We start from the raw sequence: 1,727 nt of genomic DNA, 5'->3' as shown, positions 1-1,727 counted from the left end.
CCTGACTCGTGCCACTCCCTAGTGACTGGATTCGAGTCGATCGAGTAGTGCCTGGACGTCTTCTTCGAGCTCGGCTTCGAAGGTGATGGTCTCGCCGTTGATGCTGACGGTGGAGGAGCGGACCTCGCGCAGCGTCGTGATGATTTTCTTGATGCTCATCTCGCCGGCGGCTTGCAGGTGGCGGGCGATGGCGAGGGCTGCGAACACGACGGTCAGGTGCGCCTCGATCGCGTCGCGCCTGTGGTGGAAGACCGGTCGGGCTTTCAGGTCGGACTTTGTCATGCGGAATGACTGCTCGACCTTCCACAGGTCGTGGTAGGCGCCGATGATGGCGCTGCCAGGCATGATCTTGGGTGGGATGTTCGTGACGTAGCCCTTGATGCCGGCCAGTTGGCGGGCACGGTCGATGGTGGCCTGGTCGAGCTCTTTGCGCGCACCGGACACCTTCAAGAACCGTGTCTTGCGTAGCGGCATCTGTCCGGCGGCGATTCTTTCGGCCTTGGCGATCATGAGGTTGATGTTGCGGTCGTCCCTCTTGTTGCGTTTGAACGACCACTGGTAGACGATCCGCCGTTCACGCGCGCCGGCCCCGGAGCCCATCACGCGCGTGGATTCGAGGATCTGCCCGTCGGTGAAGTGGTTGCCGTGGGCGTGGAAGTGATCGTCCAAATCGTAGGGCGCTTTCGTCAGACGGGACCCGACGATGAACGACAAGCCCGCATCCTCGAGGGCGTTGAGGTTACCGGCGGACAGCATGCCGGCGTCGGCGACGACGACGATGTCGTCGATGCCGTGACGGGTCTGGAAGGCGTGCAGCACCGGGATCAGGGTGGTGGTCTCGGCCTTGTTGCCTTCGAACAGGTGCATCTCGAGCGGCACCCCGGCCTGGTCGACGAGGAGCCCGACTTGGACCTGCGGGTCCACGCGATGTTCCTTGGACATCCCCACACGTCGCAGGGTGTCTTCGTCGTCGTTCTCGAAATGCAGGGTCGTCACGTCGTACATCACGAACGTCGCCGGACCGGTCGCCTTCAATGAGTAGGCCAGGCAGGCACGGGCGATCTGGTCGCGGTAGCCGCGCTCATTCACGCGTTGCAGCGACCGGAACAGCGTTCTGAGCGCCACCGGCGGCGCGCCCACGGACGCCAAGACCCGCACCGTGTCGGCCTTCGATGTCGGCTCGATCAGCCGCGCCAGCACCATCGCCCGGAACGCCTCGTCGTCGACGACGTCGAATCCCAGCCGCGTGTACGCGTCCGTCAACACGCGCCACAGCACCGTCGCAGAGGTGCGGACCGTGCGCCCGCCCGCGGCGACCTTCACCGGCCGGCCCACACCCGTAGCCGCGTCGGCCGCTTCGACCTTGGCGGCCGTCCAGTCCGCGATGTCGTCCATCCGCGCCGGCACCGCAGCAAGCGCGCCCAGGTCGAGCTCGCCCTGCCCAGGAGCGACGCGGTCACGCGCCAGAGCCATCAACACCGCCAGCTCCGCATCCGTGTGGGCCGACCCGACATGCTCGATGCTGTCGGCCTCACCCGGGATGCGCGTGATGATCTGCACCGCGACCGCGCCGGACGTGGTGCGAACCCTACGCACGAACCGGGAAGCCACCCCCGAAGACTCCCACAACCGACTTCCTAGTGACCGACACACACCCCACCCCAACACGAAGCCCCAGGTACATCGGGCCCGAGCCGTACGCCGAGGCGAGGGTGGCACGAGTCAGG

At 66.1% G+C, this 1,727-nt stretch carries 1 protein-coding gene; it reads right to left on the bottom strand.

Annotation, left to right across the window (positions count from 1 at the left end):
- Window positions 1–18: 18 nt before the first annotated feature.
- Window positions 19–1,611 (bottom strand): IS1634 family transposase, encoded by a 1,593-nt coding sequence (locus tag ABEA62_RS12645; protein WP_425558048.1) that lies wholly within the window; start codon window positions 1,609–1,611, stop codon window positions 19–21.
- Between the last annotated feature and the right edge of the window lie 116 nt (window positions 1,612–1,727).

This window comes from Demequina sediminis, assembly GCF_039545075.1.
Classification (GTDB): domain Bacteria; phylum Actinomycetota; class Actinomycetes; order Actinomycetales; family Demequinaceae; genus Demequina; species Demequina sediminis.
This window is presented reverse-complemented; position numbering and strand designations above follow the sequence as displayed.